General features: G+C 67.8%; 22 protein-coding genes. 17 read left to right on the top strand and 5 right to left on the bottom strand.

From position 1 onward, the window contains the following. Nucleotides 1-2: 2 nt before the first annotated feature. Nucleotides 3-1,295, top strand: coding sequence for a glycoside hydrolase family 18 protein (locus tag FHT26_RS28385; protein WP_168563434.1), 1,293 nt, complete (start codon nt 3-5; stop codon nt 1,293-1,295). On the opposite strand, the gene FHT26_RS28380 is transcribed toward FHT26_RS28385, so the two are convergent. From FHT26_RS28380 to FHT26_RS28370, 3 genes are all read right to left on the bottom strand, one after another. After that, a complete protein-coding gene (locus FHT26_RS28380) occupies nt 1,282-2,727 on the bottom strand; it encodes an NAD-dependent succinate-semialdehyde dehydrogenase (protein WP_168563433.1) in 1,446 nt (481 codons plus the stop codon). The two genes, FHT26_RS28385 and FHT26_RS28380, sit on opposite strands and share 14 nt — an antisense overlap. A gap of 74 nt (nt 2,728-2,801) precedes the next feature. Next, entirely contained in the window at nt 2,802-3,077 is a 276-nt protein-coding gene (locus FHT26_RS28375) for a DUF4242 domain-containing protein (RefSeq protein ID WP_056810483.1), read from the bottom strand. 114 nt (nt 3,078-3,191) lie between these two features. After that, nucleotides 3,192-5,795, bottom strand: coding sequence for an ATP-binding protein (locus tag FHT26_RS28370; protein WP_168563432.1), 2,604 nt, complete (start codon nt 5,793-5,795; stop codon nt 3,192-3,194). Nucleotides 5,796-5,879: 84 nt separating this feature from the next. Here FHT26_RS28370 and cynS point away from each other — a divergent pair, with 84 nt between their 5' ends. Continuing rightward, a complete protein-coding gene (cynS, locus tag FHT26_RS28365; protein WP_168563431.1) occupies nt 5,880-6,323 on the top strand; it encodes a cyanase in 444 nt (147 codons plus the stop codon). A gap of 39 nt (nt 6,324-6,362) precedes the next feature. Here the strand turns inward: cynS and FHT26_RS28360 are convergent, their stop codons facing one another. Next, entirely contained in the window at nt 6,363-6,866 is a 504-nt protein-coding gene (locus FHT26_RS28360) for a hypothetical protein (RefSeq protein WP_168563430.1), read from the bottom strand. A 213-nt stretch (nt 6,867-7,079) separates the two neighbouring features. Between FHT26_RS28360 and FHT26_RS28355 the strand changes: the two genes are divergently transcribed. From FHT26_RS28355 to FHT26_RS28330, 6 genes are all read left to right on the top strand, one after another. Then, complete coding sequence (locus tag FHT26_RS28355; RefSeq protein ID WP_168563429.1) at nt 7,080-7,430, top strand: hypothetical protein; 351 nt, start codon at nt 7,080-7,082, stop codon at nt 7,428-7,430. Nucleotides 7,431-7,471: 41 nt separating this feature from the next. After that, entirely contained in the window at nt 7,472-7,822 is a 351-nt protein-coding gene (locus FHT26_RS28350) for a hypothetical protein (protein WP_168563428.1), read from the top strand. Nucleotides 7,823-7,874: 52 nt separating this feature from the next. Beyond that, entirely contained in the window at nt 7,875-8,234 is a 360-nt protein-coding gene (locus tag FHT26_RS28345; RefSeq protein ID WP_168563427.1) for a hypothetical protein, read from the top strand. 151 nt (nt 8,235-8,385) lie between these two features. Then, nucleotides 8,386-12,297: an FG-GAP-like repeat-containing protein gene (locus FHT26_RS28340; protein WP_168563426.1), complete on the top strand. Its 3,912-nt coding sequence runs from the start codon at nt 8,386-8,388 to the stop codon at nt 12,295-12,297. A gap of 8 nt (nt 12,298-12,305) precedes the next feature. Then, the gene (locus FHT26_RS28335; RefSeq protein WP_168563425.1) at nt 12,306-16,391 is read left to right on the top strand and encodes an RHS repeat domain-containing protein; all 4,086 of its coding nucleotides are present in this window, start codon (nt 12,306-12,308) and stop codon (nt 16,389-16,391) included. Between the two features lie 4 nt (nt 16,392-16,395). Next, nucleotides 16,396-16,803: a hypothetical protein gene (locus FHT26_RS28330; RefSeq protein WP_168563424.1), complete on the top strand. Its 408-nt coding sequence runs from the start codon at nt 16,396-16,398 to the stop codon at nt 16,801-16,803. 24 nt (nt 16,804-16,827) lie between these two features. Here FHT26_RS28330 and FHT26_RS30215 read toward each other — a convergent pair whose 3' ends face one another. Continuing rightward, nucleotides 16,828-17,067 (bottom strand): hypothetical protein, encoded by a 240-nt coding sequence (locus FHT26_RS30215; protein ID WP_246868145.1) that lies wholly within the window; start codon nt 17,065-17,067, stop codon nt 16,828-16,830. Between FHT26_RS30215 and FHT26_RS30210 the strand changes: the two genes are divergently transcribed. From FHT26_RS30210 to FHT26_RS28285, 9 genes are read left to right on the top strand one after another with little or no spacing between them, the layout of a single operon-like run. After that, nucleotides 16,970-18,145: an IS5 family transposase gene (locus tag FHT26_RS30210; RefSeq protein ID WP_246868140.1), complete on the top strand. Its 1,176-nt coding sequence runs from the start codon at nt 16,970-16,972 to the stop codon at nt 18,143-18,145. The genes FHT26_RS30215 and FHT26_RS30210 overlap by 98 nt on opposite strands. A gap of 9 nt (nt 18,146-18,154) precedes the next feature. Then, entirely contained in the window at nt 18,155-18,742 is a 588-nt protein-coding gene (locus FHT26_RS28320; RefSeq protein WP_168563423.1) for a hypothetical protein, read from the top strand. Next, the gene (locus FHT26_RS28315; protein ID WP_168563422.1) at nt 18,742-19,308 is read left to right on the top strand and encodes a hypothetical protein; all 567 of its coding nucleotides are present in this window, start codon (nt 18,742-18,744) and stop codon (nt 19,306-19,308) included. The genes FHT26_RS28320 and FHT26_RS28315 overlap by 1 nt, the downstream gene beginning before the upstream one ends. Nucleotides 19,309-19,322: 14 nt before the next feature. After that, nucleotides 19,323-21,641, top strand: a complete 2,319-nt coding sequence (locus FHT26_RS28310) for a secretin GspD/PilQ domain-containing protein (protein WP_168563421.1) — start codon at nt 19,323-19,325, stop codon at nt 21,639-21,641. Continuing rightward, entirely contained in the window at nt 21,638-22,111 is a 474-nt protein-coding gene (locus FHT26_RS28305) for a type II secretion system protein (RefSeq protein ID WP_168563420.1), read from the top strand. Before FHT26_RS28310 ends, FHT26_RS28305 begins: the two co-directional genes overlap by 4 nt. Further along, on the top strand, nt 22,111-22,503 hold the full coding sequence (locus FHT26_RS28300; RefSeq protein WP_210427641.1) for a type II secretion system protein: 393 nt from the start codon (nt 22,111-22,113) through the stop codon (nt 22,501-22,503). The genes FHT26_RS28305 and FHT26_RS28300 overlap by 1 nt, the downstream gene beginning before the upstream one ends. After that, complete coding sequence (locus FHT26_RS28295; protein ID WP_168563419.1) at nt 22,490-22,978, top strand: type II secretion system protein; 489 nt, start codon at nt 22,490-22,492, stop codon at nt 22,976-22,978. The genes FHT26_RS28300 and FHT26_RS28295 overlap by 14 nt, the downstream gene beginning before the upstream one ends. Next, nucleotides 22,975-23,424 (top strand): type II secretion system major pseudopilin GspG, encoded by a 450-nt coding sequence (gspG, locus tag FHT26_RS28290; RefSeq protein ID WP_168563418.1) that lies wholly within the window; start codon nt 22,975-22,977, stop codon nt 23,422-23,424. Before FHT26_RS28295 ends, gspG begins: the two co-directional genes overlap by 4 nt. 26 nt (nt 23,425-23,450) lie before the next feature. Beyond that, the gene (locus FHT26_RS28285; protein WP_168563417.1) at nt 23,451-24,653 is read left to right on the top strand and encodes a type II secretion system F family protein; all 1,203 of its coding nucleotides are present in this window, start codon (nt 23,451-23,453) and stop codon (nt 24,651-24,653) included. Nucleotide 24,654: the final 1 nt, after the last annotated feature.

Here is a 24,654-nt window from a genome sequence, read left to right as displayed (position 1 = left end):
CGATGAACCGATCGCGATGGAGTGCCCCGCTGCTGGCCCTGACCCTGGCCGTGACGACGATGGCCGCACCGGCCGCCGAGCCGGTGCCGCCCTTCACCGGACAGCACCACCCCTTCACGCCGACCAGCGGCAAGGTCGTCGGCGTCTACGTGCCGAACTGGCAGCCGCCGGCGCTGCTCGACCGCGTGCCGGCCGGCAATGTCACGCACCTGCTCTACGCCTTCCTGCACCTGTGCGGCCCGGGCCAGTTGCCCAAGGATGCACAGGCCTGCGAAGGTAAAGCCGATTTCCAGCTCGCCACGTCGGCGCGCGACGACGAGTTCGATGCCGTCTTCGCCCGCTTCAAGCAGCGCGCGCCGCAGGCCAGGGTGCTCGCGTCGGTCGGCGGTTGGGGCGGCTCGGACCCGTTCTTCCACCTCGCGAACGACCCGGCGCGGCGCGCGGTGTTCACTGCGTCCGTCGCGCAGTTCCTGCAGGCGCATCCCGCGTTCGACGGCGTCGACATCGACTGGGAGCATCCGACGTCGAACGGCAGCGCCAACGGCGTCGCGCTCGGCACGCCGGCCGACGGGCAGGGCTATGCCGAGTTGATGGTCGACCTGCGCCGCGTGCTCGACGGCCTGGCCGCGCAGACCGGCCGGCGCTACCTGCTGACGGCGGCGGTCAACACCACCGAATCGCTCGCGACGAAGGTCAACCACGCCGGCGCGGCCAAGGTGATGGACCTCGTCTTCATGATGACCTACGACTTCGCCGGCGGTTGGACGCCGCTGGCCGGCCACCACACGCCGCTGGCCAGCCCGACGCCCGGTTCGAACGACAGCCTCGAAGGCGCGGTGCGCGTGATGACGAAGGCCGGCGTGCCGGCGAGCAAGTTGGTGGCCGGCGTGGCGATGTACGGCCGTGGCTTCGCCGGCGTGAAGGGGCCGGGACCGAACGGCTTCAACGGCGTGCCGCGCACCGGCGTGTTCCCCGGCGCCGAAGGCGACATCACCTACCGCGAGCTGGCCGACGGCTGGCTCGGCGCCCAAGGCGCCGGCACGCAGGGCTGGAAGGCGGTGTTCGACCGCAGGACGCAGTCGTACACGCTGTGGAATGCGCGCACGCAGCAGATGATCGGCTACGACGACCCGCGCAGCGTGCGGCGCAAGGGCCGCTTCGCGGTCGCGCACGGGCTGGCGGGCGTCTTCGCGTGGGAGCTGTCGCAGGACAACGGCGACATCCTGAACGCGATGAACCTCGGGGTCGGGCAGACCCCGCAGCCCACCGCGAAAGCCGCCGTCAAACGGCCATGATCGACACGCTCTTCGTGACCAGGTAGGCCTCCATCGCCTCCGGGCCGCCTTCGGTGCCGTAGCCCGAATCCTTCACGCCGCCGAACGGCATCTCGGCCACCGGGGCGGCCGGCTGGTTGATCCACAGCATGCCGAGCTCCAGGCGCTGCGCCAGCTGGTGCGCGTTCTTGATCGAGCGGGTGAAGGCGTAGCCGGCCAGCCCGAACGGCAGGCGGTTGGCTTCGGTGATGGCTTCGTCGAGCGTCTCGAAGGTACGGATCGCGGCGACCGGGCCGAAGGGTTCGTTGTTGAACACGTCGGCGTCGAGCGGCACGTCGACCAGCACGGTCGGCGCGAAGAAGTTGCCGCTGCTGCCGACGCGCTCGCCGCCGGTCGCGACGGTGGCGCCGCGCTTGCGCGCGTCGTCGACCACCTTGGCCATCGCGCCCAGGCGGCGCGCGTTGGCCAGCGGGCCGAGCGTGGTGCCTTCGGCCAGGCCGTCGCCGAGCTTGAGCTTCTCGGCATGCTGCACCAGCGCCGTCGTGAACGCCTCCTTCAGGCTGCTGTGCACCAGGAAGCGCGTCGGCGAAATGCAGACCTGGCCGGCGTTGCGGAACTTCGCGCCGCCGGCGGCCTTCACCGCGAGCGCGACATCGGCGTCGTCGGCGACGATCACCGGCGCGTGGCCGCCCAGCTCCATCGTCACGCGCTTCATGTGGCGGCCCGCCAGCGCCGCGAGCTCCTTGCCGATTGGCGTCGAGCCGGTGAAGGTGACCTTGCGGATGACCGGGTGCGGGATCAGGTAGGCCGAGATCTCGGCCGGGTTGCCGAACACCAGCCCGAGCACGCCGGCCGGGATGCCGGCATCGACGAAGGCGGCCAGCAGCGCGGCCGGCGATGCCGGGGTTTCTTCCGGCGCCTTCACCAGGAACGAGCAGCCGCTTGCGAGCGCTGCACCGAGCTTGCGCACGATCTGGTTGATCGGGAAGTTCCACGGCGTGAAGGCGGCGACCGGGCCGACCGGCTCCTTCAGCACCAGCTGCTGCGCGGCCAGGTTGCGCGACGGCACGATGCGGCCGTAGACGCGGCGGCCTTCGTCGGCGAACCAGTCGATGATGTCGGCGCCGGCCAGCACCTCGACGCGGGCTTCGGCGAGCGGCTTGCCCTGCTCCTGCGTCATCAGGCGGGCGATGCCGTCGGCGCGTTCGCGCAGCAGCGCGGCGGCGCGGCGCATCACGTTGGCGCGCTCATGCGCCGGCGTGACGCGCCAGGTCTCGAAGCCGCGCTGCGTGGCGGCCAGCGCGCGGTCGAGGTCGGCGGTGGACGCATGCGCCACCTTGCCGATCGGCGCGCCGGTGGCGGGGTTCAGCACGTCCAGCGTCTTGCCGCCGGTGGCGTCGACCCATTGGTTGTCGATCAGCAGGCGGGTGTCGGGGTAGGAGGTGTCGCTCATGGGGGGCTTTCGCGGAGGCGTTGCAGCGGAGAAGGCCGTCATTGTCGGCCTTCCCCCAAGCCCTTGCAGCCTGCTCAGGGACGGTAGAAGTACGGGTCGAGCACCGACACCTCGGTGATCGTGCCGACCGGCAGGTCGGAGCGTTTCGCGGACTGGCGGATCGCCTCGGGCGACGGGCCGTCGTAGATGCAGAAGGTCTTGCTGCGGTCCGGGTTCACATAGGAGTGGACCCAGGTGACGCCGGATTCGGCATTGCCGTCGACGACGGCACGGCAGGCCTTGCTGCCGGCGGCGTCCATCGGGATCGAGAGGCCTTGGGGGAAGTCGCGTTCGACGAGGTAGCGGGGCATGGGGATCTCCTGGAATCGTTGGATCGGTCCGGACATCGGACCGTGGCGCAACGATAGGTTTCGCGGCCCTCGCGGCACAGGGCAGCCGTTGCCCATCTTGGGCGGGGCGCTTGCCTAATTTGCGGACGGGTCGTCGAGCAGGCCGAGCCGGCGGGCCGCGGCGGCCGCCTCGCCGCGCGACGGTGCACCGAGCTTCGCGAGGATCGCCTCGATGTGGTGGTCGATGGTGCGCGTCGAGCGCGACAGGCGCACGGCGATCTCGGCATTGCGGCAGCCTTCGGCGACCAGCGCGAGGATCTGCAGCTCGCGCGCGGTCAGGCCGGCCGCATTGCGCCGCGTCGCCGCCCGCGGACCGCGCGGCACCGCGGCGACGCCGGCCGCGCGCATCGTGGCGCGCACCTGATCGGCGAGCGGCCGCGCGCCGAGCCGGTCGAGCAAAGCCAGCGCGTCGCGCTGTGCCGCCTCGTCGCCGTCGGCAAGCGCCCGCGCTTCCTCATAGGGGCAACCGCGTTCGCGCCATGCGGCGGCCGCTTCGCGCCAGCGTCCTGCGATCTGCAGCGCATGCGGCGTGGCGCAGTGCGGTGGCACGACCGGTTCGCCGCCCGCGCGCCAGCGCCAGAACGCGAGTTCGCCGATGAACCACGGGTGGCGGTGTTCCGTCGCCAGTGCGAAGACGGCATCGACCTCCTGCCGCACTGCGGCCGGCTGCCTGGCCTGCCAGGCCGCCTCGGCGCGCGCGCAATGCACCGGCGCGAGGCGCTGCAGCGTGCCGCTCTGGCGGGCCAGCGCGAGCGCTTCGTCCAGCACCTCCATCGCGCCCGGGTCGCCGCGGCGATTGCGCAGGCGGGCCAGCGCGACCAGCGCCATCAGCCGGTTGGTGGACCCGGCGGCCTCGCGCGCGACCGCCGCATGCGCCCGCTCGCCGGCCAGCTCCCAGCGCCCCTGGTACATGTCGCAGAGCGAGCGCCAAGCCTCCATGTAGCCGGCGAGGCGGTCGAGGTCGCGCTCGTGGGCGAACGCGATGCCGTCGGCGATGGCACGGTCGGCGGCTTCGAATTCGTGCACCTCGCCCGATGCGGTGCCGAGCATCAACAGCGCATCGGCCACACCGGCGCCGCCGTCGTTCAGCGTGTGCGCGATGTCCAGGCTCTGCTGCAGCAACGCGCGGCCGCGCGCCGGGTCGACGAACAGCAGCGCGGCCCCGACCGTCTTCAGCGCACCGGCCAGGATGGCCGGCAGCTCGAAGCGGCGGGCCAGCGCGATCGCCTGCTCGCCCCATTCGACCGCGTCGTCGAGGTCGCGGTTCAGCATGCGCAGGTACGACTCGGTCGCGCAGGCCAGCGCGAGCGGCGGACCGGGCGGCAGCTGGCGGGCCAGCTCGATCGCGCGACGGCTCGCGGCATCGGCCTCGGCGTTGCGCAGTGCGCGCACCAGCGGCATCGTGTGCGCGGCCAGCGTCTCGACCTGGCGCGGCAGGTCGCCGGTCTTCTCGAACAGCGCGAGCGCGGCTTCGCGGGCCGGGATCGCGGCAGCGAGGTCGTTCAGCTCGAAGCAATGCGCTGCATAGGCGTCGAGCAGCGTCGCGTGCTCGGTGTCGCCGAGCCGGTCGGCCAGCGCGAGTGCGTGGCGGCAGTGCGCCGCGGCCTCACGGCGCGCGCCGCGCGCGGCGGCCTCTTGCGCGGCCTGCGGCGCGAGGCGCAATACCGCGCCGTCGTCACCGGCCAGCAACGCGTGGTGCATCAGCCGCGCCAGCGGTGCGGCCGCCGGGCCCTGTTGCAGCGCCGCGAGGGTGCGCGCGTGCAGCGACCGGGCGCGTGCCGGCAGCAGCGCCTGCTCGACGGCGACGCGGGCCAGTTCGTGGCGAAAGCGCAGCGTGCTGCCGTCGGCCACCAGCAGCCCCGCGAGCAGGCAGGCGTCGACATCGGCGTCGTTGCTGGACAGCACCGCGTCGACCAGCGCGAGCTCGATCGCGCGCGGCACGATGGCTGCAAGGTCCAGCACCTGCCGTGCCGCCGGCAGCAACTGCGCAGCGCGGGCGAGCACTGCGTCGCGCACCGTGGCCGGTACGCCGTCGCCTGCATCGGCGAGCACCTGCGTCACGAAGAACGGATTGCCGCCGGTGGTCGCGTGCACGCCGCAGCCGTCGCGCTGCGCAGCGGTGGCCATGTGCTGCACCGCCGCCGGTGTCAGGCCGGGCACCGCGATGCGGGTCACGCCGGCGGCCGGCAGGTCGGCGAAAACCGGGCGCAGCAGCGCCATCACGCCTTCGTCGTCGCGGTGGGTCAGCAGCATCAGCACCGGGCAGCGCACGAGCCGGCGGCCGAGGAACTTGACGAGGTCGAGCGTCGCGGCGTCGGCCCAGTGGATGTCCTCGATCACCAGCAGCACCGGGGCGGGCAGGCGGGTCAGTTCGTCGAGCAGCGCCGAGAACAGCGGGCCGCGGTCGGCCTGGCCGGCCAGCATCGCGCGCAGTGGCGGGCCGAGACCGCGTGCGAGGTCGTGCACCGGGCCGAACGGCCGCGGCGTCGACAGCGCTTCGCAGGCACCCCACAGCAGGCTGCGCGGTGCGGCGTCGCGCATGAAGCGCTCGGTGAGCGCGGTCTTGCCGATGCCGGGCTCGCCGGACACCAGCACGGTGCCGCCACGCCCCTGTGCCGCGAGCGCGAACCGGGCCGCGAGCGCGGCCAGCAGGCCTTCCCGTTCGAGCAGCATCGACATGGTGCGCGGCAGGCTAGCACGATCGTTGCTATCCGCATGGGTGCTGCAACACAGCCGCACCCCACCATCTGCAGGAGCATTGCCATGAGCCGCCTCGACGTCACCGAGAAAATCATCGCCACCAAGGTTGCCAAGGGCCTGAAGTGGTCCGACGTGGCCGCGAAGGTCGGCCTGAGCAAGGAATGGACGACGGCCGCCTGCCTCGGCCAGATGACGCTGACGCCGCAGCAGGCCGGTGTGCTCGGTGAGATCTTCGGGCTCAGCGATGCCGAGCAGAAGTGGCTGTGCGTGGTGCCGTACAAGGGGTCGCTGCCGACCGCGGTGCCGACCGATCCGCTGATCTATCGCTTCTACGAATTGGTCAGCGTGTACGGCACGACCTTCAAGGAATTGATCCACGAAGAGTTTGGCGACGGGATCATGAGCGCGATCGACTTCAAGATGGACCTGCAGCGCGAGCCGAACCCGGCGGGGGATCGGGTCAGCATCGTGATGAGCGGGAAGTTCCTGCCGTACAAGACGTATTGAGGCAGGCAGGAATCCGGTTGCCGCGTGGCTGATCGCGCCTCAGCCGGTCACGTGGAAATAGTGGATGGTCGGGTAGACGCCGTTCCATAGCTCGTAGCAGGTCGAGTAGTAGACGGAGACCACTTTGCCCGACGAGTAGGCCGCCAGGAACGATCCGTAGGCCAACTTGCCGGCAGGTGTGCTCGCGTCCCAACGAAACTCCAGCGTCGGCGCTGCGCAGGTGGTGCCGCTGGGTCCGGAAAAGGGCGCCCCGTCCAGCGCCATGAAACAGTTCACGCCCTCGCATCCGATGTCGACGATATGCCGAAAGCCGGTCGAGGCACCCTGGGCAAGCGAGTCGGCGGGAGTGAGGGCTGCTGCAAGTGCGAATGCGGATGCGACGCTGGTGGCCGATCGCACGACGGAATTGAGATGTGGAGCAAAACTCGGAGACACGAAGATCCTTTCCGATGGACGATGCCAACGACGGGGAGCATAGCTGCGCTCGACCTCGAATTGCGACGATGAGGAAAGTGTCTGCTGCGAACGGCGAGTTGATGACATCCACAAATCGAAGGACGAGAGATGTCTCTTTTTTTGCGAACGGGCTTGTGGGGGCGAGTCGCATTCAGTTAACGTGCGTCGACGCAGCAACACTCTGACTGCGGATTGAATCGACAGGCGCCCACGAGCGCCTTGATGCTGGAGGGATCGCGCGGAATGTTCCATCGCTCATGCGAGCGGGAGTGCTCGTGCGTCTGTTGAACGAGGAACGACATGGTGAAGACGATGCGAGCCTTGCTGGCCTGCTTGCTGGTGACGATGTCTGCACAGGCGTCGGCGATTTACTCATGCGCCGGACCGGTGGGCTACCTGGGCGTTGATCAGAGCGGAATCCTGGCGGTGGCCTTGGTCGGCGCACCGATCCACAAGGTGTGCACGGTCGGAGCACAAGGCGGATTCCAGATGGGGCCCGCGGGCTGCAAGCTGGTGTATGCCACGCTGCTGAGCGCACGTCTCGCGGGCAAGAGTGTGACGATCTACTACGACGACAACGGGTTCACCTGCGCCACGCTGCCGGCGTGGCAGAACGTGCCGACGATGTATTTCATTGAAGGACCGAATTGATGCTTCACTTGACATCGGCTGTTGCAAGCCGCGTTCTTCGCATGCTGCTTCTTGCGGGCTTCTGGTTCGCGGGCTCGACTGCCTGCGCCGCCGAAGGAAGCATCACCGGCGCCCTTCAATTCGTGGCGGTGATCCAGGCCAATGCCATCGGTCACCAGGCTGGCAATCTGGAGGTCCAGGTTGCGGGCGGCTTCACGGTTCCGACGGGCATGTCATGCGATCCGAACTACATCACCACGCTGAAGAGCGTCGATGCGGACAAGCGCATGTTCGGTCTGCTGTCGATGGCGTTGTTGGCGCAGAAGCCGGTGACCCTGTACATCACCGACAACCCGGCTGTGACTGCGTTCCCCGGGCGTTGCAGTCTGATTGCCGTGACGCTGCAGCGGTGATGCCGTGCGTCACGCCTTGCAACGCTGTACTCCTCGACATCTCGGAGTTGACATGAAGAACGGATCTGGAAATTGCCGCCGAATCGCAGCAGGGATACGCAAGTGGGTGATGGCCTCCTTGTTGGTCGCAGGCCTGCCTGCATGGGCCTGGGATGGCGCGCCGAGCGGAAAGATCACCTCGATCGATGTGACGGCGGGCACGAACTACGCATTCCGGGTCTACCTGAATGGCGGCGGCGTGGCGCTGTGCACGAATGGAACCTCGTTTGCCTACCTCAATGAAGCGGACAGCAACTACAAGGTTTATGTCGCATCGTTGTTGATGGCGAAGGCGCAGAACTCGACGGTCACGCTGTTCGTCAACACCGAGGGTGGCTTCTGCCACATCGGGTACATCGGGGTCGGGACGTGAGCATCCGGCGATTTCACGATGCGGGCGCATCGTCACTCCTTCGGGCCAGATCGTCTTCGATGCCCATGCCGTGCCGGCAGACCTGAACGCCAACGACCTGTGTCATCACGAGCTTCGGGCTCGATGCCAACTGAGCCCTGACAGGATCCCCATGAACTCGTTCTCCATCTCGCGGGCCGCTGTGTGGCTGGCCAGGTTTTCGAGCGCTGCGCCGCGCATGCTGGCGATGGCCTCTTTCTTCGCGGCCATCAGCGCCATGGCGCAGGGCCTCGTCGTCAGCGAAAGCGGCCAAGCCGTCTACAGCTACCCGATCGTCGTGCCGCCGGGTGTCGCGGGCATGGAGCCGAAGCTCAGCCTGGTCTACAACAGCGGCGGCAACAATGGGCCAATCGGCGTGGGCTGGACGGTGCAGGGCATCTCGCAGGTCACGCGTTGCCCGAAGATCGAGCCGGTGGCGCTCAATGGCGCGGTGAAGCCGCAGATCACGCCGGTGCGCTACACCGTCGACGACAACCTGTGCCTTGACGGCCAGCGCCTGATCAAGGTCGACACCACCCAGACCCTGGTCGGCAAGGCTGCCGCCAGCCAGGCGACGCCGGCGCTGGGCCTGGCGAGCGGCTTTGTCGAGTTCCGTACCGAGAACGACGGCTATTCGCGCATCCGCGCGAGCGGCATGGCCGGCAGCGGCGGTGCCGACAAGGGCCCCGCGACGTTCACGGTGCAGACCAAGGCCGGCCTCACCCAGGTGTATGGGCAGGCGAGCATTCGCGGCGCGGCCACCTCCGATGCCGTTGCCTTGTCCGTGGGCGGTCAGTTGCCCGGGGTGGCGACGGCCTGGATGCTGAAGAAGGTCGTCGACTCGGCCGGCAATGCGATCGAGTTCGAGTACGACAACACGACGCGCACCTGGGGCAGCAAGGGGCCGGACGGCTCGATCCTGCCAGGGCGGGAGTGGAACCTGAAGCGGGTCTACTACGGCTGCAAGGATGCCGCGGGAAGCGCGTGCCCTCAGAGGCACCAGGTCGAGTTGGTCTACGAAGAACGTCCCGACAAGGCCGAGGCCTACCACCTGGGTTCCAAGGTCGTCAGCACCCAGTTGTTGAAGCAGGTGACGGTCTCCACCGGAGCAAGCGCCGTGCGCAACTACCGGATGGCGCACGTCGCGTCGAAGGCGACGAACCGGCAGTTGCTGCAGGCCATCGCCGAATGCGCGGGCAGCGCGGCGGTCACCTGCCTGCCGGCGACGAAGTTCAACTACCCCGGGTGGGCCTCCGACGTGAACTACGTCGGCTCCACGACCTTCAACCTCGGCGGCTGGCCGCTGGTGAAGTTCGACGGATCGCGCGGCACGATCACCGGCGACTTCAATGGCGACGGCAAGACCGACCTGCTGCTGTGGACGAAGAACGCCGGCGTGAACGGCGAGGTCAATCAGTTGTGGCTGGCCGATGCCACGGTGCCGGGCCAGTACGACAAGGTGCCTTCGCTGGGGGATCTGGCCACGGTCAAGCTGGGCGATTTGCCGCCGGGCTACGAGGTTTCGGTCGCCGACATCAACGGCGATGGGCGGATGGACCTGATTCGCCAGTGCAGGCAGCAGGCGACGCCATCGTGCACCGGTGGCAACCGGCTCCGCATGTGGCTGTCGATCTCGGACAACGATGCGGCCAACTCCAGCAACTACGGGCAGTTCGTCGAGATCCCGAACCCGGCTGCAACGGTCGCAGGCCCGCTGTCGAGCGCGACATACAACACGACGAATTTCGTCTGCAAGGCCTGGAACGGGCAGCCGGATGCCGTTGCGCCGCAGGTGGAATCCCGCGCACAAGAAGCGTTCTGGCAGGACTTCGACGGCGATGGCCGCCTCGACCTGGTGACCTTCGAATGGGTCACGCAGTCGCGGCTGCCGACCGGTTGCAACTTCACGATCCCGCCGGAGCTGAGAGTCTTCCGCTATTACGTGGGCAACGGGGCGGGGCAGTTCGTGCTGAAGCAGCAGACGGCCATGACGGTACCGCTGCACACCCTCGACACCAGCGCGAACGCCGGCATGTCGTTCGTCGAAACGATGGATGTGAACGGCGACGGCCGGCTGGACGTGCTGGCCGTCAACAACCGATGGATGCAAGGCGACGACGGCCTCTTCCACGAGACCCTGGTCGGAATCGATCCGGCGCCGCTGGCGGGAACGGCGGCACGCATGCTCGTCGTCGATGCCAATGGCGACGGCAAGAGCGACGTGATCCTGATGGACCCCACCACCACGCGCACCGTGCCAAGCCCGATCCCGCCCGGCCAGAGCGGCACGCCGAACAGCGTGCCCGCGAACCCGCATGAAGCACGCCTGTTCATCAACCAGGGTGGAACCTTCGTCAGAGACGATCGCCCGCTGGACTGGCTGAAGGCGTGGGGCAAGACCTCGTGGAATGTTCCGATTGGCGATGACAGCTACGTCGTGGCGGGGGGGCCTCGCTTCTTCGCGTTCGGCAGCGGAGCCGCCGGGTCGATGCCGTTGGACATCAACGGCGACGGCCTGATCGACTTCATGGCCTGGACCGGCGAAGACGAGCGCCACGACCTGCGTTTCTTCACCAGCCTGGCCGGCACCGACGGCGGCAAGCCGGATGGCAGCTTTGCCGCCTTGTCGAGCACCGACCGCGGGCGCTATGGCCTGCCGGAGATGGCCACGGGCGGCGTCACGTTCCTGTCCGGCGACTTCATGGGCCTCGGCAGCGTCGGCTTCATCCGGATGCAGGACGGGGGCAACAACAACCTGTGGTACCGAAACGGGCCGCCACCTGACGTGATGAACGTGGTGACGAACCTGTCCGGCGTGTCCACCTGGATCAGCTATTCGTCGACCGGCATGGCCAGCGCCGGGCTCCTGGTCGGCAACAAGTCGCCGATCGGTGCGGGGGTGTATGCAAACACGCGCCCGCCGATCGACCTGAGCGGCATCACCGATCCGCAGGCGCGTGCCGACAAGGCCGGCAAGCACAGCTGGCCGACGCACCACGCCCACCCTGCGCAATGGCTGGTGGCGAGCACGATGCAGCCCAGCCTCAACGGCGTGGGCGAGGCGAGCAACCTCGGTGTCACGACGGCGTTTGCCTACGTCGGCATGAAGTCCGACCTGTCGGGCGGCGGGGACCTCGGGCTCGAGTCGGTGACGAAGTACTTCCCGTATGCCAACGGCGGGATGATGGCGTCGACCACCGAGTACCTTCAGCCGCTGAACAGCGAAACCGGGCAGGAGGGCACGCAGCGCAAGCAGTTCGTCGGCATGCCCAAGTGCACGTACACGCGCCACATCGCAGACTGGGTGCCGAACGCACCGCCGTCGAACGTGGTCCAAAAGGATGTCGACAACAGCCGCAACGTGCGGCCTGGTTCGCCGCGGCAGTTGCCTAAGGCCCTGGGTGCCGGCACGCAGTCGACCGCCGGCACCGGCGTCAACAGCGAATGCTTCGATGTCGACGGTGACGTGCCCGACAAACCCGACAAGGCCGCCGGCGGGTGGGGCTCACAGATCATCAACATGACGACCTACGTGTACTGCGATGTCCAGTCGCAGGCCAGCGGTTCGTCGGCCACCTGGCTGACACCGTGCGGCACCACCGAGGCGGTCAAGCGCCCGTACCAGATGCGCTCTGTCGAGCGAACCTGGGACCTGGGCAACCCTGCGCTGAAGGTCAGCAAGGTCGACACCGTCAATTCGACGATGACGCCGTATGGCGATGTCGGCACGGCGACGATCACGACCACGGGTTATGCCGTGGGCGGCAAGGCGGATCAGGTCATGAGCAAATCGACGACCAACACCTACCTGAGCGGCGATGGCGGCACGAGCCGGTTCGTCGACGGCAGCAGGTGGTTCCTGGGTCGCCTGGGCAGCAGCACCGTGGTGTCCTCCACCAATGCCACACAGCCGATCGATCGGGACAGCGGCCGCCTGAGCGATGCCGCGAAGGCCACGCAGGATCCTGCGTTGAATGGCACGCCGACGAAATTGATCCGACCTGAAGTGCTGATGACCATCCTGCAGTTGCTGCTGGAAGACTGAGCCACGCCATGTCTGAATCTCACAAGATCCTTCCCCGCCTGCTGGGCTCCTTGGTCGCGCTGGCGTTGGTTGGCGCGAATGCGCTGGCTCAGACTCTTCCAGCGCCCACCTTCACCGAGACGCGCTCGAGCAAATTCGACTACGACGACACGACCGGGCTGCTGATCGAAGAGCAGATCGAGCCGGACAATGCCGCGTTGTGCGTCAAGACGCGCTACCAGCTGGATTCGTACGGCAACCGGAAGCAGACGACGACCTCGAACTGCGCCAGTTCCCCGCCGCAGGGCGCCGCATTTGCCGACCGCACCGCGACTGCGTCGTACAGCAATTCGGCGCAGCCGCTCGGCACGCTCGACGGCAGCTACGCCACCAGCGTCTCGAATGCGCTGAACCATACCGAAGCCAGGTACGTGGATCCGCGGTTCGGACAGGCGACGTCAACGACCGGCCCGAACGGGCTGACGACGACCTGGGAGTTCGACGCGCTGGGCCGCAAGGTGAAGGAGACGCGGGCGGACGGCGGCTTCAGCCGGATGTGGTACTGCTACGTCCAGTTCGTGACGGACAGGACCAGCAACACACCAGGGTGCCCTGGAACGAACGATTCGTCGATGCCGAACCTGCCGGCGACCGACCCGAAGCCGGCCCTCGCACTGAGCTTCGTGCACACCCAGTCGTATGGCGCGAACGGGGCGGTCAGCGGGCCGTGGACGCGCGTCTACCAGGACATGCGCGGCCGCACGATGCGCAGCGTGACGCAGGCGTTCGACGGCGACAGCAGCACCGCCGGCAAGCTGATCGTCGCCGACACGTTCTACAACCAGAACGGCGCAGCGGTGCTGACGACGCAGCCGTACTTCCTGGACACGCTGAGTTCGGGGATCAACGGCAGCGCGCACGGCTTCACGTACACGCAGTTCGACGTGATCGGCCGGCCGGTGGCGGTGTACACGGCCGACAACGGCGAAGGCAGCGAGTCGATCGCCGACGCAGCGCTGGTGACCGAGTTGACGGCCTACGGCCATGCACCGGGTGCGGTGCGGTTCACGGTGGTGCGCTATGCCTACGAAGGCGCGAAGACGACGGTGACGCGCCGCAACCGAGACGGCGGCACGCAGACCGACATCCAGTGGCGCGACCCGCAGGGCCATGTGGTGCTGGCCGAAGACGCACAGCATGCGCAGACCGCGTTCCTCTACGACGCGCAGGGCAACCTGGTGACGACGGTGGATCCGCTGGGCAACCGCGTCGAGGTGCGTTACGACGGACGCGGTCGCAAGACGGCGATGCTGGACCCGAACAAGGGCCGCTGGACCTATGGCTACAACGCGCTGGGCGAGCTGACCTCGCAGCAGAGCCCGAACCAGCGTGCGGCGGGCACGAGCAGCACGCTCGCCTATGACGCGCTAGGCCGCCTGGTCGAGAAGCTGACGCCGGAGTTCAAGAGCAGCTTTTTCTTCGACACGGTCACCGGTGCTGCGAATGGTGCGGCCTGCCTGTCCGGCGCCGGAGGCGCGAACGCCACGAAGGGCAAGCTGTGCGGCAGCAGCACGACGCACGGCGTGGTGCGCTCGACGGTGTACGACCGCTACCTGCGGCCGCTCAACGAAACCACGGCGATCAGCCCCGACCCGCGCTACGTGCAGAAGACCTTCACGCAGAGCATGGAGTACGACGCGGTCTTCGGCCGGCTGGTGAAGCAGACCTGGCCCACCGGTGTCAGCGTGCAGTACGGCTACACCGCGCTGGGCGCGATGCAGACGGTGCACAACGGCAGCGGCTACGCCTACTGGACGGCGCAGCGGGTGAATGCCTGGGGCAAGGTGGAAGACGCGCTGCTCGGCCACGGCGTGAGCAGCCACACTCGCTTCGATCCGGTGAGCGGGCGGGTCACCGACGCGGCCGCGGGGACGGGCACCGACATCGCCAACGCCGCGGCGATGAACGTCTTCAAGCATCGCTACGTGTGGGATGCGCTGGGCAACCTGAGCACGCGCACCGATGTGAACGGCGCGGGCAGTGGCGATGCGAGCGAGGTGTTCGTCTATGACGAACTGAACCGGCTGACGCAATACCAGACGACGAACCCGGGTGGCCAGACACAGAACGTGACGCTGGCTTACAACGCGATCGGCAACATCCTGTCGAAGAGCGATGTCGGCTCGTACGTGTATCCCGCGAGCGGCCAGCCGTTGCCGCATGCGGTCAGCTCGATCCGCGCGCGCGCCGGCGGGCCGGTCTACAACGCCGACTACGACTACGACGCGCAAGGCAACCTGACGCGGGCCTTCGGCGACGCCCGCTACCGCACCATCCGCTACAACAGCTTCAACCTGCCGCAGGGCGACGGCTACACGCCGGGCGTCGTCGGCGTGAGCAGCAACGGCGGTGTCGCGCCCAGTTACGACTGGGTGTATGGCGAAGCCGAGCAACGCCTGATCGAGTTGCGCAAGACGAGCCGCGGAACGCGCACCACGTGGAGCCTGCATCCCGATGGCGCGAACGGCCTGAGCTACGAGCAGGAGATCGACGAAAGCGGGGTGGCGACGAACCGGCACTACATCAGTGCAGGCAATGCGACCGTGCTGCTGACGACGACCGCTGCGGTGCCGACGACGGTGAGCAAGCTGGAGTACTGGCACAAGGACCACCTGGGCTCGACGGTGGCGGTGACGGTGGCCGGTGGCGGCGATTGGCGCAGCCTGGTGAAGACGATCCGCTATGCGTACGACCCGTGGGGCAAGCGCCGGTACGCGAGCGGTGCAACGGATGCGGCGAACGCGCTGGTCGGCGACTACCACGATGGAGCGCCGGATGCGGCCAACGGCACGGACCGCGGCTTCACCGGGCACGAGCACCTGGACGACCTTGGCGTGATCCACATGAACGCGCGTCTGTACGACCCGATGATCGGGCGCTTCATGCAAGGCGATCCGGTGGTGGGCGATCCGTTCGACATCCAGACCTACAACGGCTACAGCTACGTTTACAACCGACCGCTGAACACGGTGGATGCGGATGGGAAGTGTCCGGTCTGCGCGGCGTTCATCGTGGGCGCGCTGATTGCACGAGCAGCAGGCATCATCGATCAGCAGCAGATGCGGATGGTGATCGGCATTGCCGTGGCAGTGTGGCTCGGGCCCAAGGCGGGCGAGGTGTGGTGGGTGGCCGCGGGTCAATCGGCGGCGGCCGGCTTCGTTTCGGGCGCAATTGCCACCGGCAACATGAAAGGTGCGTTGCAGGGCGGTCTCACATCGCTTGCCTTCTATGGCGTGGGAAGTCTGGGCGACGCCATGAGCAAGGCTGCATCGGCAGCGGGTGAACAGGGAGTGGCGGCCTTCTGGAGCGACAACGGCCTAGGCCGCGCGGTTCTCCATGCCGGGGTGGGCTGCGCTTCCAGTGTGGCTGGAGGCGGGAAATGCGGAAATGGCGCCTTGTCGGCCGGGGCCGCGCAGTTCTTGGGTGGTCGCTTGAATGTCGGCAATCCGGTCGCTGATACCTTCATTCACGCAATGATCGGTGGAACTACATCGGTGTTGGGTGGTGGGAAGTTCGCCAGCGGAGCTCAGTCGGGGGCGTTCGGCTATATCTTTAATTGTTTGAGTCACGAAGGTGCCTGCACAAAGATGGATCAGCTCGAGATTCGAAAAGCAGCCGCTGCCTGTGGTGGAGACATGGCCTGCATTCGAAGAGTTGCTGTCTATGCGCGAGAGTCGGGAATTCCCCTCCCTCCCGATATTGGTGATGTTGTCGGTGACTTCTTGAAGAAAACAATCGTTACTGGTTCTTTCGCTGGGGCCGTTCGCATTGCGGCGTCGGGAGAGGCTTTCTCGGTTATGAGCACTGATGCGCTGAAGAAGGTAATTGGTGACGAGGGTGTATTGGCATTGCGTGAGCTTTTCGGCAGTGGCATTCCTGCTGCGCAGGCAAGGCTGGCGGGGCCAATAGTTCTTCCTGCGGGGATGACTATCTCCGCGCTTGGTGCGTATAGGGAGGTCGCTTTGCGCAATATTTCTGTTCCTATTCAGCAATTGCGATTGCAGATTATTGATAGAGTCCTTCCTCTTCTGCAGGCGAAATATAATGGCTGGTAAATCCATGTCGATCGTTGTATTGTCGTGCAAGGGATTTCAGCGACTTATTGATGTTGCTCAGGGTGCTTGTGGCTTTGATTTTGAGGGGGAGTTTTTTGCTTTGCAGTCTTGTGGATCGCCAAGTTGGTTCGGTTTCTATGATTGGCTGAGGACTAGTCAATATGAGATTGTTGGCGTAAGAATCAAGGCGGACTCGCCGGAACTTCCAGCAATGCTTTCCAAATTCATTGGCAATGGCGTTGATGTGGCAGGTAGGGTGATCACCATCAGAACCTCTAAGGCGGGCGTGGTGGATGAATCATTGTCGGATGATGCTGATTTTGGTGGAAACTATATATTTATTGGTGAAAATGGTTCTATCGGAATTGCATTTTTTTCTCCGGATTTTCATGTGAATCCATTTTCGGGCTGAGTCTGACTGATAGGGAAACGCTGATCAAAGCCCCGCGCCCGGCACGTGGTATGCATGCCGGAGTGCATCGAGCTGAGAGGCAAAGACGATGAGCCAACGCAGCTTTGCGAGCGCCGAGTAGGCGATGAAGAAGAAGTAGACGAGGCACGAGAAGTTTTTGGGCGAGATGGAGCGGATCGTGCCGTGGGCGCGGTTGATAACGGTGATCGATTCGCTGTACCCGACGAGCGGTCGGGTCGGGCGGCAGCCCACGGGCTTGGCCAAGACGCTGCGCACGTACTGGCTGCAGCAGTTGTACGGGCTGGCGGACGAGGCGCTGGAAGACGCGCTGTACGACAGCCAAGCGTTGCAGGACTTCGTCGGGATCGACCTGTCGCACGAGTCGGTGCCGGACGGGACGACGCTGCTGAAGTTCAGGCGGCTGCTCAACGACAACAACCTGACGCGGGCGTTGTTCGACGAGATCAACGCGCACCTGGGCGAGAAGGGTCTGTTGATGCATGCAGGCACCATCGTTGACGTGACCATCATCGCGGCGCCCAGTCGACGAAGAACGAGGACAAGGCACGAGATCCCGAGATGTACCAAGCGAAGAAGGGCAACCACTGGCACTTCGGATGAAGGTGCACATTGGGGTGGATGCCGAATGGGTCTGGTGCACTCGCTGGTGGGAACGGCGGCGAACGTCAACGACGTGACGCAGGTCGATGCATTGCTGCTTGGCAGGGAAGGCGTTGCGTTCGGCGACGCAGGCTACGGCGGCGTGGGCAGACGCACCGAAGCGCAAGGGTTGAGCATGTTCAATCGCGCGTTTGTCGCATTTCGCGTACAGCGCCCGGCCAACACGGACTTGCCGTTTATGCAACCGAAGGCCCACGCATTGTTTGTAGGCAGAGATGACGCAACCCGCGCCCGTGCCTCCGATGGGCTGACCGAAGAACACCATCCCTCTTCCGTCGGAATCGGCGTGCACCCAGAGAACCTTAACGTTCGTGCTGAAACGGTGGCGTTCATGTTGACGATGGCTGTGAAAAGAAGGCTTGCGAAGATCAGGCGGAACATGGCAGGGCTCGGAAGGGCATGTACGACCGAGTTCAGTCGACGACAGAAGACTAGTGTGACGTCGCATGCCCATCATGATTTTTCCCCACATTTATGCGCGACACTCCTGCCTCACCGGGCGCCACCCGGTTGCGCGCACCAGCCCACGGCTCCACAAGACCTCGCGGTGCGCTTCACGGGAGGACCCCATGCAGCTGACCCACTTCATCGCCATCGATCCACTGCCGCGCCGCATCGTTGCCGCTGGTTGAGCGGCCGCTGTCCCCGTACGTGTGCTTGAAACGCGATGATGTCGTCCCTCAGGAATCGGTCATGGCACTGGGCGTTGTCCCGGCAGTGGCACCAGGCCCGGCTGCCGTGGCTGGCCTGGGCGCTGAGTGTCTTCGCGGGACTCGCTGCCGTCGCTGCGTCCAGCGCCTGGATCTACCTGCAGCAGCGGCAACTGGCCGATGCCCGGCGCGGCCTCGTCGCCCTCCAGGCCCGCCCCGCACCGCCCGCCCCCAGCGCCCCCACCGAGCCCGAAGCCGACTTCGCCCGCCGCCTCCCGCCTGAAACCAACACCGCCACCTGGGTCAACGACCTGCAGCGCGCTGCCGCGCAACTCGGCGTCACCGTCGTCAGCGTCACCGATGCGCCCCGCACCGCCACCCCCACGCTGCTCGGCCGCCACGACCTGCAGCTCACGCTGCGCGGTGCCTATCCGCAGATCAAGCTGGTGCTGAAAGAGCTGCTCGACCGCCACGCCGGCAGCAGCGTCAACCGCCTCAACTTTCGCACGATGACCAACCCGGGCGACGTCGAGGCCTCGGTCTCCGTCACCCGCTGGAGCCGGCCGTTGCCGTCCCCCGCCCCAGCCGCGTCGGGAGTCGCACGCTGATGGCCCTCGGACGCGGTCTCTCGTGGGCACTCGGCAGCACGCTGGTGTTGACCGCGCTGTCGCTGTGGAGCTCGAAAGAGGCGCCCACGCTGGTCGCCGCCGCGGTGCGCGACGATGGCAGCTTGCCGCCCGGCACCGCCACGCCCGCGCCGCACCCGATGCCCCGCGACGCCTGGACCGGCGCCGCCGACGCCACGACCCCGCTGCCCACGCAATGGCCTGCGCAAGCGCTCGAGCCCGCCAAGCGCGACATCTTCCAGCCCGTGCTTCCCCCCGCGCCGCCCCCACCGCCCGTCGCCAAGGCCCCGCCGCCGGCACCACCCCCGCCGCCTCCGCCCCCGATGGCCCCGCCGATGAACTACCGCTTCTACGGCCAGATGGTGACGCCGGAAGGCGGCCACATCGTCTTCCTCGTGAAGGGCAACGCCGCCCCGATCGAAGTCACCGCCCAGCAGACGCTGGACGACGGCTACGTCGTCGAGTCGATCACCGACGACGCGGTGAAGCTGGTCTACCCGTCCCTCGGGCAGCGTGCCGTCGTCGGCATCTCGCCACCGCCGCCATGAACGCCTGCCGCTCCATGAGTCCGATGACCCGCCTCAACCGCTTTTCCCCGTCGCGCCGCATCGTGCTGGCCGTGGCCGCCGTGCTGGTGCTCGCCGGCTGCGCCGAGCAACGCTTTCGCGACCAGGCCCAGCAGCAGCTGCGCGCCGGTAACTACGAGCAGGCGCTGAGCCAGTTCGAAGCCGGCCTGAAGGAATACCCCGGCAGCACCACGCTGCGCAGCGGCCAGGTGCAGGCGCGTACCGAAGCGCTGGCCCGGTTGATCGCCGAATCGGCGGCTGCGCGCGCCGCCGGCCGCTACGCCGACGCCGAACGCCTGCTGCGCCGTGCCAAGGGCCTGGAGCCCACCAGCAGCCGCATCGACGACCTGCTGGCCGACCTCGCGACCGAACAGCGCCAGCGCGCCGCGCTGGTGGAGGCCGAGCGCCTGCATGCCGACCAGCAGACAGCGGCCGCACTCAAGATCGTCGAGCAGGCGCTGAAGGACAACCCGCGCAACCCCGACCTGCTGGCCTTCCAGCGCCGCATCGAGGTCGGCGTGCGCCAGGCCCAGCTTCTGGCCTCGCAGAAGGGCCTGGCCGAGAACCGGCCGATCTCGCTCGATTTCCGCGACGCCGGGCTGCGCACCGTGCTCGACGTGGTGTCGCGCAACAGCGGCATCAACTTCATCCTCGACAAGGACGTGCGGCCCGACAGCCGCGTCACCGTGCTGCTGCGCTCGGCCCGCGTCGAAGACGCGATCGACCTGATCGTCAGCACCAACCAGCTGGCCAAGAAGGTGATCGACAGCCAGACGCTGCTGATCTACCCGAACACGCCCGAGAAGCAGCGGGAACACCAGGAGCAGGTCGTCAAGGTGTTCTACCTCGCGAGCGGTGAAGCCAAGGGCGCGGCCGCCTTCCTGCGCTCGATGCTGCGCATCCGCGACCCCTATGTCGACGAGCGCACCAACATGCTGGCGCTGCGCGACTCGGCCGAGAACATCCAGCTCGCCGAACGGCTGATGGCGCTGTACGACACGCACGAGCCCGAGGTCATGATGGACGTCGAGGTCATCGAGATCCGCAGCACCCGCCTGACCGAGCTCGGCATCAAGTTCCCCGACACCTTCGCGCTGACGCCGTTGCCGCCGGCAGGCGCCAGCGGCCTGACGCTCGGCAACGTGCGCAACCTCACGCGCGACAACATCGGGCTGACCGTCGGCGGGCTGCTGGTCAACCTGCGCCGCGAGGTCGGCGACTTCAACACGCTGGCCAACCCGCGCATCCGGGCGCGCAACAAGGAGAAGGCGAAGATCCTGATCGGCGACAAGCTGCCGGTGATCACGGTGACCACCGGCACCGGCAACTTCGTCTCCGACAGCGTCAACTACATCGAGGTCGGCCTGAAGCTGGAGGTCGAGCCGACCATCTATGCCGACGACGACGTGGCCATCCGCATCGCGCTCGAGGTCAGCTCGCTGGCCGGCCAGGTCAAGACCAACTCCGGCACGCTGGCCTACCAGATCGGCACCCGCAACGCGTCGACGCTGCTGCGCCTGCGCGATGGCGAAACGCAGATCCTCGCCGGCCTGATCAGCAGCGAAGACCGCTCGAACGCGAGCCGCGTGCCGGGCCTGGGCGACCTGCCGGTGCTGGGCCGCGTGTTCTCCAGCCAGCTCGACGATTCGTCGCGCACCGAGCTGGTGTTGGCGATCACGCCGCACATCGTGCGCAACCTGCGCCGGCCCGATGCGAACGAGACCGAGATGTGGGTCGGCACCGAAGCCTCGCCGCGCCTGCGCGCGGCCGGCGGGCGCCTGGGGGGTGCGGCACCGGCCGCCGCTGGCGGCGCCAGCGCGCCGGCGGCAGGCCGCGCGGCGTTGCCGGCCGGGCCCGGCGCGACCGACGCGCAGCGCCCCGACGCGGCGCCGGCAGCGCCCGCCACGTCGGCCCTGAGCTGGAGCGCGCCGCGCGAGGTCAAGGTCGGCGACACCTTCGTCGCCACGTTGAACCTGAACACGCCGGTGCCGTTGCGCGGCATGCCGGTGCAGGTCTCGTTCAGCAAGGACACGCTGTCGCTGGTCGACGTCGACGAAGGCGACCTGTTCCGCCAGGGCGGCGCCACCACCAGCTTCAGCCGCAGTGCCGAGGCCGAGCAGGGGCGCTTCAATGCCGGCGCGATCCGCAACCAGGCGACCGGTGCTTCGGGGCAGGGCAGCCTGCTGAGCGTGCGCATGAAGGCCACGGCCGCCGGCACCGCCGAACTGAACGTCACCGGTGCGCAGCCGCTGGGCATCGTTGCGCCGGCGACGGCGCCCGGCCTGCCGCCGCCGCTGCGGGTGATCGTCAAATGACGCTGCAGCGCCGGCGCGGCTACACGCTGATCGAACTGGTGGTGGTGCTCGCGGTGCTCGGCCTGCTGGCCGCCGCGGTGTTCCCGCTGGCCGAGATCACGCTGCAGCGCGAACGCGAGCGCGAGCTGAAGCAGGCGCTGTGGCAGATCCGCGAGGCGATCGACGCCTACAAGCGCGCCAACGACAAGGGCCAGCTCGCGCACCCGCCCGGCAGCAGCGGCTATCCGGCGAGCCTGCAGGTGCTGGCGGCCGGCGACAGCAGTGCGGCCGTGCCGGGGCAGCGGCTGGTGTTCCTGCGCCGCGTGCCGCGCGATCCGTTCGCCAGCCCCGAGCTGCCGGCGGAGCAGACCTGGGGCCTGCGCAGCTTCCAGTCGTCGGCCGAGCAGCCGCGGGCCGGCGACGATGTCTACGACGTGTTCTCGCGCTCGACGCGGGTCGGCTTGAACGGCGTGCCGCTGAAGGACTGGTGATGAACAGGCCACGCGGTTTCACGCTGATCGAGCTGATGGTGGTGATGGCCGCCATCGGCCTGCTGCTGGCGGTGACGGTGCCGCGCTACACCGAGCACGTCGACCGCGCGCGCGAGGTCGTGCTGCGCCAGAACCTGGCGGCCACGCGCGACGCGATCGACAAGTTCTACAGCGACCGCGGCCGCTACCCGGCGGCCTTGCAGGAGCTGGTGCAGGCGCGCTACCTGCGCCAGCTGCCGCTGGACCCGGTGACCGACCGCGTCGACACCTGGGTGCTGGTGGCGCCCGACGGGAATGGCGGCAGCGGCGGCGGAGCAGGCACCAGCGTGTCCGACCTGCACAGCGGCGCCGCCGGCGTGTCGCGCGACGGGAGCCCGTATGCGAGCTGGTAGCCGCTGCTCCACTCGCGCCGCGGCCGGCGGCTTCACCTACGTGCTGGTGCTGCTGCTGGTCGCGCTGATGGGCCTCGGCCTTGCGGTGGCCGGCCCGAGGTGGTCGGACGCGGCGCAGCGCGAGCGCGAAGACGAGCTGCTGCGCATCGGCAGCCTCTATGCGCAGGCCATCACCCGCTACCACGAGGCCTCGCCAGGCTCGTTGAAGCAGTACCCGCCGTCGCTCGACAGCCTGCTGCAGGACACACGCTACGTCGGCACGCGCCGCCACCTGCGCAAGCTCTACACCGACCCGATGCAGCCGGGCCAGCCATTCGCGCTGGTGCGCGGTGCCGATGGCGGCATCCGCGGCGTGCACAGCACCAGCGAAGCGCAGCCGCTGCACAGCAGCCTGCCCCCGATGGACGGCGTGGCCGACATGCCCCCCGCCTCAAAATACAGCCAATGGATCTTTCTCGCGAAGCCGCAGCCATGACCCCATGCGCCCTGTCCCATCCCGGCCGTCGCCGGCCGTTCCGGTCGAGCGGCTTCACGCTGCTGGAGCTGCTGGTGGTGATCCTGATCATCGGGCTGCTGACCGGCATCGTCGGCCCGCGCTTCCTCGGCCAGATCAGCCGCTCGGAGGTCACTGCCGCGAAGGCGCAGATGGACGCCTTCGACAAGGCGCTGCAGGCCTACCGCATCGACACCGGCCGCTACCCAAGCACCTCGCAAGGCCTGCAGGCGCTGCTGACGGCACCGTCGGACGAGCCGCGCTGGCACGGCCCCTACCTGCGCGACCAGCTGCCGCAGGATCCGTGGGGCATGCCCTACCAGTACCGCTCGCCGGCCACCACGCCGGGCAAGGACTTCGACCTGCTGAGCCTCGGCAAGGACCGCGCGCCCGGCGGCACCGGCGACGACGCCGACCTGCAGCGCTGACATCGGCACCGACGCTGGCGATTCGCATGCACTACAAGGTCCGCTACTACGACCCGACCCAGGCCGCGGTGCTGGAGCGGTCGGCGCACGCCGATTCGCTGCAGGCCTTGCAGGCCGGGATCGCGCAGGAGGGGCTGGTGTTTGTCGGCGCCGACCTGCAGGCCGAGGCGCGCCAGCGCACGCCGGCCTTGTTCGCCGGGGCCCAGGCCTTCAACGTGGCGTGGTGGTGCCGCGAACTGCGCACGCTGCTGCAGGCCGGCATGACGGTGGTCGAAGCGCTCGAGACGCTGCAGGCGCAGTCGTCGCAGGGCGCGCGCGGCGACATCCAGTCGCGCCTGCTGCAGTCGCTGCGCGAAGGCCGGCCGCTGTCGAAGGCGATGCAGGAGGCGCAGGCCTTCCCGGCGGTGCTGGTGGCCAGCGTGAAGGCGAGCGAGCGCACCAGCACGCTGGCCACCGCGCTCAGCGACTTCATGGCGCACGACGAGATGATGACCACGCTGCGCAAGCAGGTGGTGAGCGCCGCGATCTACCCGGCGGTGGTGGTCACGCTGGGCCTGCTGATCACGCTGTTCCTGCTGCTGTTCGTGATCCCGCGCTTCTCGGGCATGTACGTCGATTTCCACGGCACGCTGAGCGTTCCGACGCGGCTGCTGCTGCTGTTCAGCCATGCGGTCGCGGCCCACACCACGGCGGTGATGACCGGCCTCGCGGTGCTGGTCGCGGCGGCGGTCGCGTGGGTGCGCTCAGGGGCCGCCGCGCGCAACCTGGCGGCGCTCGCCGGCGCCATCGGCCCGCTGCAGCGGCAGTGGGATCACTTCCGGCTCGCCAAGCTCTACCAGTCGCTCGCGCTGATGTTCCGCGGCGGCTACACGCTCGACGAGGCGATGGGCATCTGCGAGACGCTCGGCCTTGGCCCGGGCATGACCGGCGCGATCGCGCAGGCGCGTGTCGACCTGGCGCGCGGCAAGCGGGTGTCGGCCACGCTGTCGCAGGCCGGTCTGACCGACACCGTGGCCGAGCGCCTGCTGGCCGTCGGCGAACGCACCGGCAGCTTCGACGTGGTGCTGCAGACCATCTCGCAGCGCCATGCCGCCGCGTTCACCACCTTCGTCGAGCGGGCGACGCGCCTGGTCGAGCCGATCCTGCTGCTGCTGGTCGCGCTGCTGGTCGGCGGCATCGTCGTGATGATGTACATGCCGATCTTCGACATCGCCAATGGAGTGCGTTGAG

Origin of the sequence: Rhizobacter sp. SG703, from assembly GCF_012275445.1 — a bacterium.
Lineage (GTDB): Bacteria > Pseudomonadota > Gammaproteobacteria > Burkholderiales > Burkholderiaceae_C > Rhizobacter.
Note: the sequence above shows the minus strand (reverse complement) of the source record. Positions and strands in the feature narration are given on the sequence as shown.

Coding starts and splice junctions, on each gene's coding strand:
- FHT26_RS28385 (WP_168563434.1), top strand. CDS start 3: ATGAACCGATCGCGATGGAGTGCCCCGCTGCTGGCCCTGACCCTGGCC.
- FHT26_RS28380 (WP_168563433.1), bottom strand. CDS start 2,727: ATGAGCGACACCTCCTACCCCGACACCCGCCTGCTGATCGACAACCAA.
- FHT26_RS28375 (WP_056810483.1), bottom strand. CDS start 3,077: ATGCCCCGCTACCTCGTCGAACGCGACTTCCCCCAAGGCCTCTCGATC.
- FHT26_RS28370 (WP_168563432.1), bottom strand. CDS start 5,795: ATGTCGATGCTGCTCGAACGGGAAGGCCTGCTGGCCGCGCTCGCGGCC.
- cynS (WP_168563431.1), top strand. CDS start 5,880: ATGAGCCGCCTCGACGTCACCGAGAAAATCATCGCCACCAAGGTTGCC.
- FHT26_RS28360 (WP_168563430.1), bottom strand. CDS start 6,866: ATGTCATCAACTCGCCGTTCGCAGCAGACACTTTCCTCATCGTCGCAA.
- FHT26_RS28355 (WP_168563429.1), top strand. CDS start 7,080: ATGGTGAAGACGATGCGAGCCTTGCTGGCCTGCTTGCTGGTGACGATG.
- FHT26_RS28350 (WP_168563428.1), top strand. CDS start 7,472: ATGCTGCTTCTTGCGGGCTTCTGGTTCGCGGGCTCGACTGCCTGCGCC.
- FHT26_RS28345 (WP_168563427.1), top strand. CDS start 7,875: ATGAAGAACGGATCTGGAAATTGCCGCCGAATCGCAGCAGGGATACGC.
- FHT26_RS28340 (WP_168563426.1), top strand. CDS start 8,386: ATGAACTCGTTCTCCATCTCGCGGGCCGCTGTGTGGCTGGCCAGGTTT.
- FHT26_RS28335 (WP_168563425.1), top strand. CDS start 12,306: ATGTCTGAATCTCACAAGATCCTTCCCCGCCTGCTGGGCTCCTTGGTC.
- FHT26_RS28330 (WP_168563424.1), top strand. CDS start 16,396: ATGTCGATCGTTGTATTGTCGTGCAAGGGATTTCAGCGACTTATTGAT.
- FHT26_RS30210 (WP_246868140.1), top strand. CDS start 16,970: ATGGAGCGGATCGTGCCGTGGGCGCGGTTGATAACGGTGATCGATTCG.
- FHT26_RS28320 (WP_168563423.1), top strand. CDS start 18,155: ATGTCGTCCCTCAGGAATCGGTCATGGCACTGGGCGTTGTCCCGGCAG.
- FHT26_RS28315 (WP_168563422.1), top strand. CDS start 18,742: ATGGCCCTCGGACGCGGTCTCTCGTGGGCACTCGGCAGCACGCTGGTG.
- FHT26_RS28310 (WP_168563421.1), top strand. CDS start 19,323: ATGAGTCCGATGACCCGCCTCAACCGCTTTTCCCCGTCGCGCCGCATC.
- FHT26_RS28305 (WP_168563420.1), top strand. CDS start 21,638: ATGACGCTGCAGCGCCGGCGCGGCTACACGCTGATCGAACTGGTGGTG.
- FHT26_RS28300 (WP_210427641.1), top strand. CDS start 22,111: ATGAACAGGCCACGCGGTTTCACGCTGATCGAGCTGATGGTGGTGATG.
- FHT26_RS28295 (WP_168563419.1), top strand. CDS start 22,490: ATGCGAGCTGGTAGCCGCTGCTCCACTCGCGCCGCGGCCGGCGGCTTC.
- gspG (WP_168563418.1), top strand. CDS start 22,975: ATGACCCCATGCGCCCTGTCCCATCCCGGCCGTCGCCGGCCGTTCCGG.
- FHT26_RS28285 (WP_168563417.1), top strand. CDS start 23,451: ATGCACTACAAGGTCCGCTACTACGACCCGACCCAGGCCGCGGTGCTG.